We start from the raw sequence: 4,994 nt of genomic DNA, 5'->3' as shown, positions 1-4,994 counted from the left end.
CCGCCGCCGGGAACCAGAAAACAGGTCGGAACCCTGGGGCGGGGGGGAGGGGTGTGTGGGCGGGACCCCCCGGGGGGGGGGGGGGGGGGGTGGGGGGGGGCCCCCCCCCCCCCCCGGGCCTGTTCAACTGCCCGGAACGGACAGTTGAACAGGCGCTCCGCTCAGGCCGATCGGCTTTCCAGCTCCTCGGCGAACGAGTTCCAGTCCTGTGCGCACGCTCGCGCGAACTCCGCTACGGCGCCCGCCGCGTGGGGCGGGACCTGGTTCACGAACTCGCTCCACTGCCGACTGCCGGTCGCCTGCGAGCCGAGCCAGCGCAGCAGCGAGCGGCGGGCCTCGTTGAAACGGAGCGACGGGTCCCGGCGGAGCCTCTCCACGATGTCCGTGGGCCGGGTGACCGCGTCGGCGTCGGGCGGCACGATCCGACTGCGCACCATGCCGGGCGGCTGCCCGCTCAAGGCCACCTCGATGACGTGCGACCTCGGCACGCTCTCCTCCGCCCGCGGCTGCGGTGCGCGCTCCATCGCCCGTTGCTTCGGGGGAACGGGGTCCTGGCCGCGGCGCATCCGGTCGCGGACGTCCCGCACGGTGGCCGGAGCGATACCCGCGACCTTGGCGATCTCCCGCAGGGAGGCGCCCGGCTGCTCGGCTATCAGCTTGCCGGCCAGTCGGCGCCCATGTGCCGCGCTGATCGGGCGTGCCTTCCCGTCGCGTCCGATCCGCGCCCCGAGCGGGGATCCGGCAGACTCCCTCTGCCGGATCCCCTTCACCGTCACGGCGGCGAGGCCCGCGGAGGCGGCGATCGCACGGTCGGACCAGTAGGGGTGCGCCTTGAGGATGCGGGTCGCGGCCGCGGTGCGGTCCGCCTGGGTCAGTGGCAGCCCGTGCGCCCTGTTGGCCTCCACGGCGAGCACGAACGCCGCCTCCTCGTCGCCGTGGAAGAAGCTGACCTCGATCTCCTGGTCACCCCTGGACCGCGCCGCGAGCAGGCGGTGCAGCCCGTCGATGACCTTCATGGACGGCCAGTGGACCAGGATCGGCGGCAGCGGCTCGTCGACCTGCGCGAGGGTTTCGACATGCCGCTCGTCCGGCCCCAGAAGCCGGGGGGAATCGCCTGGTAGGAGTGAGCTGACCGGAATCGTCCTGGTACGGGACCCGGATAGCGGCCTTAAACGTCCATCTTCACGATCCGCACCCAATGCATTCGCACCATCAATACGACTAGCCACGGCAACTGCCTCCCCTGTATCGCCTGACTGGTCTTCTTGCCCCCTGGGCCGAGTTCCGGCCGGGTACGAAGAACGGACCTATCGTAAGCACTTGCGCAGTGATCAGCTTGAAATTACTTTGCGTCATATTGCCTGGTCAGTCGAGCACTTACTGCAATCGGCGGCCTCCCGTCGGGGTCCGGCCGGGCTCCGCCCCACGGTGTCCCGGCGCGGGGCGCCGGCAGCAGGGGCCGACGGGCTCGCAGGCGCCCGCACCAGGCCTGCTGGTGGAGCACGGGCCGTAGCCGAACGGTGAACCGGCGGTGACGCCCAACCGGCGACGCACGAGGCCCATTGACACCGGGAGACGCGTCGAAGCATCATCGGACTCGCGATCACCGCGATCGGATTTCTCCGGAGCAAGCTCCCCGGAACGGCGAGGCGAATCCGCACCCCGATTCGGGACCGCCGTCCCGCCCGCGGATTGTTCGGGCTCACCGGAATTCCGAATACGGCGCTGCAGCTGTTTCCGTCCGACTACGGTCCGGACCCATTCCGAACCATTCGAGGAGAGCACCTCGGGGCCGGCAACGGAATCACCGCCCGACACCGGAACCATGGCCCGGCAACGGAATCGCCGCCCGGCACCGGAATCACGGCCCGGCACCGGAAATCATCCGGAGCGGCCGTCCGCTCCAACCCGAGGAAGAGTGGTATGCGCAGCCAGGACGACATGCGGGTCGGCCGATGGTTCCGGAAGGTCCGGCCGTGCCCGAACCCGCAGATGCGATTGATCTGCTTCCCCCATGCCGGCGGCCTGGCGAGCTTCTTCCACCCCTGGGGCCGGCTCGTTCCACCCGGCGTGGAGCTGCTGGCGGTCCGCTATCCCGGCCGGGAGGACCGGCTCCTCGAACCCCTCGCCCGGACGATGGACGAGCTTTCCGTACCGATAGCCCGTGAGTGCTCCCGTCTGCTCGACGCCCCGCTGGCGTTCTTCGGCCACAGCATGGGCGCCTCGGTCGCCTACGAGGTGGCGCTGCGTCTGCAGGAGGAGCACCGCTTCTCGTTGTCGGCCCTCTTCGTCTCCGGCCGCTCGGGGCCCGGGCGGGAGCGGATCCGTCCGCTCTCCGAGGCCACTGACTCCCAACTCATGCAGGAACTCGCCGAGTTGGGCGGGACTGACGCCCAGGCCTTCGACGACGCGGAGCTGCGCGAACTGGTTCTGCCGGCGATCCGCGCCGACTACCGGCTGATCGAGGCGTACCCGGCGACGAGCACGAACGCCGTGGTGAACGCCCCTGTCACTGCCTACTATGGAGAACAGGACGCGGACGTGGACCGCGATTCAGCGGAAGCCTGGGCCGGGGTGACGCGCTCGGACTTCCGGGTGATGCCCTTCGAAGGCGGCCACTTCTACCTCCTGAACGAGACCCAGGCCCTCGTCGACGACCTCTTCTCCGGTCTCGGCCGCACCGCCAGGTGCTGAGCCCGACCGACGAGTCCGACCACGGAGCCCGACGACGGGGCCCGACCACTGAGCCCGGCTGACGAGTCCAACTGACGTCAGTCGCCCCGGAGTTCGGCCGGACCGGCCCGCCGGGATGTCCCGCACCGTTCGAAGCCACACCCGACCCAGACAGAGGAACCAAGAATGTCGAACCCGTTCGAGGACCCCACCGCCACCTACTTCGTCCTGGTCAACACGGAGGGGCAGCACTCGCTCTGGCCGGCCTTCGCCGAGGTGCCCGAAGGCTGGGAGGTGGCCTTCGGCGAGGCCGGGCGCGAGGAGTGCATCGCCTTCACCGAGAAGTCCTGGACCGACATGCGCCCGAAGTCCCTCATCGCCGCCATGCAGGGCAACTGACCCCGGCTTTCCGCACGCAACCGGCCGGAGGCCTCGGTACGCCGGAGCCTCCGGCCGCTGGTCTGCTGAATTGCAAGGAGATTTCCGTGTCACCGAGGACCGGCAGCACCGATCACGGGTACGCCAGGGCAGGGGAAGCAGTGACTCGTACGGCAACACGGCGACGCCTTTTGATGTGCGCTCCACGGCATTTCGACGTCACCTATTCCATCAACCCGTGGATGGCCCCCGAGAAGCCCACCGACGGCTCCGTGGCACTGGCCCAGTGGGAGAGCCTCCGCGATCTGTACCGCGCTCTCGGGCACGTCGTGGAGGTGATCGATCCGGTCCCCGGGCTGCCCGACATGGTCTTCGCCGCCAACGGCGCCACCGTGGTGGACGGTCGGGTGTTGGGCGCGCGCTTCCGGAGCGTCGAGCGCACGGCCGAGGGCCCTGCCTACCTCGCCTGGTTCCGGGACCACGGCTTCGGGGACATCCGCTGGCCGGAGCACGTGAACGAGGGCGAAGGCGACTACCTGCTCGCCGGCCGCACGCTGCTGGCGGGGACGGGCTTCCGCACCGACCGCCGCTCCCACGTCGAGGCCCAGGACTTCTTCGGGGTCCCGGTGGTCTCCCTGAACCTGGTGGACCCCCGCTTCTACCACCTGGACACCGCCCTTGCGGTGCTCTCGGACGACGAGGTGATGTACTACCCGGCGGCCTTCTCGGAGAGCAGCCGGAAGGTGCTCCGGGAACTGTTCCCCGACGCGATCCTGGCGACCGAGGAGGACGCCCTCGTCTTTGGCCTGAACGCGTTCTCCGACGGCCGCCACGTGGTGCTGCCCCAGTCGGCGGTCCATCTGATCGACGAGCTGAGGCAGCGCGGCTTCGAGCCGATCGGCGTCGACCTGTCCGAACTCCTCAAGGCCGGAGGCAGCGTCAAGTGCTGCACCCTGGAACTGCGTAACGGCTGAGCGGCGGAGCCGCCGCGGTCAGATCCGGCGTCAGATCCGGCGTCAGATCCGGCGGGAGTCGCCGATGGCGCTCTCGATGCCCTGGACCATCCGCCAGAGCGGCGCGCGACGGCTGGCGACCAGCACCACCACGTCGTCGGCCGGGCTCTCGCCCTCCGGGGCGGCGTCGGCGGGGCGGTCGCTCCAGGTGGAGGTGACGAAGGCCATCGCCGCGTCCACCTCGGCCACCCAGTCGCTCTCGCCGCCCGAGCGCAGCCAGGTGCGCAGGGCGTGGTTGTGCGCGGCGACCACGGCGGCGGCGATCACGTCGGCGCGCAGCGGGCCGTCCGGGCGGTCGGCGAAGCGGCCGCGCAGGTAGGCGGCGAGGGTGTGCTCGTAGCGCCAGACCACCGACAGCTCGTACGCGCGCAGGCCGGGGACCTTGCGGGTGAGGCGGTAGCGCTGGACGGAGAAGGAGGGCTGCTCCGCGTACATCCGCAGGACCAGCCGGGCCGCCTCGCAGGCGTGCCGGACCGGGTCCTCCTCGCCGGTGCCGGACTCCAGGAACTCCGTCATCTCGGCGAGGCTTCGCTCGTGGTCGGGGAAGACCACGTCCTCCTTCGCCGGGAAGTAGCGGAAGAAGGAGCGCCGGCCGACGCCGGCGAGCGAGACGATGTCGTCGACCGTCGTCTGCTCGAAGCCGCGCTCCAGGAAGAGTTCGAAGGCCGCGGCCACCAGCGCCTCGCGCATGGCCGGCTTCGAGGGCCCGTCGTTCATGGGCAGGTCCTGCTCTTCCTTCTCGCTCATTCTCCGGAACTTAGCATCGGCGCGACGGGGCGGCCCCGACGGCCGGTCGGCTGCACCGGCCGGCCGTCGGGGCCCGTCGGGCCGTCGTTACGGCAGGTTGCGGGCCATCACGATCCGCTGGACCTGGTTGGTGCCCTCGTAGATCTGGGTGATCTTCGCGTCCCGCATCATCCGCTCCACCGG

At 70.4% G+C, this 4,994-nt stretch carries 6 protein-coding genes; 3 read left to right on the top strand and 3 right to left on the bottom strand.

The window, feature by feature from the left end; genetic code table 11:
- Positions 1 to 161: 161 nt before the first annotated feature.
- Complete coding sequence (locus ACZ4W5_RS37785; protein WP_360245528.1) at positions 162 to 1,016, bottom strand: hypothetical protein; 855 nt, start codon at positions 1,014 to 1,016, stop codon at positions 162 to 164.
- A gap of 907 nt (positions 1,017 to 1,923) precedes the next feature.
- On the opposite strand from ACZ4W5_RS37785, the gene ACZ4W5_RS37780 reads away from it, so the two are divergent.
- The 3 genes from ACZ4W5_RS37780 (at position 1,924) to ddaH (ending at position 4,025) form a co-directional block, all read left to right on the top strand.
- Positions 1,924 to 2,694 (top strand): thioesterase II family protein, encoded by a 771-nt coding sequence (locus ACZ4W5_RS37780; protein ID WP_360245525.1) that lies wholly within the window; start codon positions 1,924 to 1,926, stop codon positions 2,692 to 2,694.
- Positions 2,695 to 2,859: 165 nt separating this feature from the next.
- On the top strand, positions 2,860 to 3,072 hold the full coding sequence (locus ACZ4W5_RS37775; protein WP_360245522.1) for an MbtH family protein: 213 nt from the start codon (positions 2,860 to 2,862) through the stop codon (positions 3,070 to 3,072).
- A gap of 86 nt (positions 3,073 to 3,158) precedes the next feature.
- A complete protein-coding gene (gene ddaH, locus ACZ4W5_RS37770; protein ID WP_465659767.1) occupies positions 3,159 to 4,025 on the top strand; it encodes a dimethylargininase in 867 nt (288 codons plus the stop codon).
- A 42-nt stretch (positions 4,026 to 4,067) separates the two neighbouring features.
- Here the strand turns inward: ddaH and ACZ4W5_RS37765 are convergent, their stop codons facing one another.
- Positions 4,068 to 4,811, bottom strand: a complete 744-nt coding sequence (locus ACZ4W5_RS37765; RefSeq protein WP_360245516.1) for a TetR family transcriptional regulator — start codon at positions 4,809 to 4,811, stop codon at positions 4,068 to 4,070.
- An 87-nt stretch (positions 4,812 to 4,898) separates the two neighbouring features.
- A partial coding sequence (locus ACZ4W5_RS37760) for an acyl-CoA dehydrogenase family protein (protein ID WP_157849844.1) occupies positions 4,899 to 4,994 on the bottom strand: 96 nt, incomplete at its 5' end.

It is taken from the genome of Kitasatospora sp. NPDC029367 (assembly GCF_055569135.1).
This window is presented reverse-complemented; position numbering and strand designations above follow the sequence as displayed.

Excerpts from the sequence above, each read along its gene's own strand:
- ACZ4W5_RS37785 (WP_360245528.1), bottom strand. The coding sequence starts at position 1,016 with ATGAAGGTCATCGACGGGCTGCACCGCCTGCTCGCGGCGCGGTCCAGG.
- ACZ4W5_RS37780 (WP_360245525.1), top strand. The coding sequence starts at position 1,924 with ATGCGCAGCCAGGACGACATGCGGGTCGGCCGATGGTTCCGGAAGGTC.
- ACZ4W5_RS37775 (WP_360245522.1), top strand. The coding sequence starts at position 2,860 with ATGTCGAACCCGTTCGAGGACCCCACCGCCACCTACTTCGTCCTGGTC.
- ACZ4W5_RS37765 (WP_360245516.1), bottom strand. The coding sequence starts at position 4,811 with ATGAGCGAGAAGGAAGAGCAGGACCTGCCCATGAACGACGGGCCCTCG.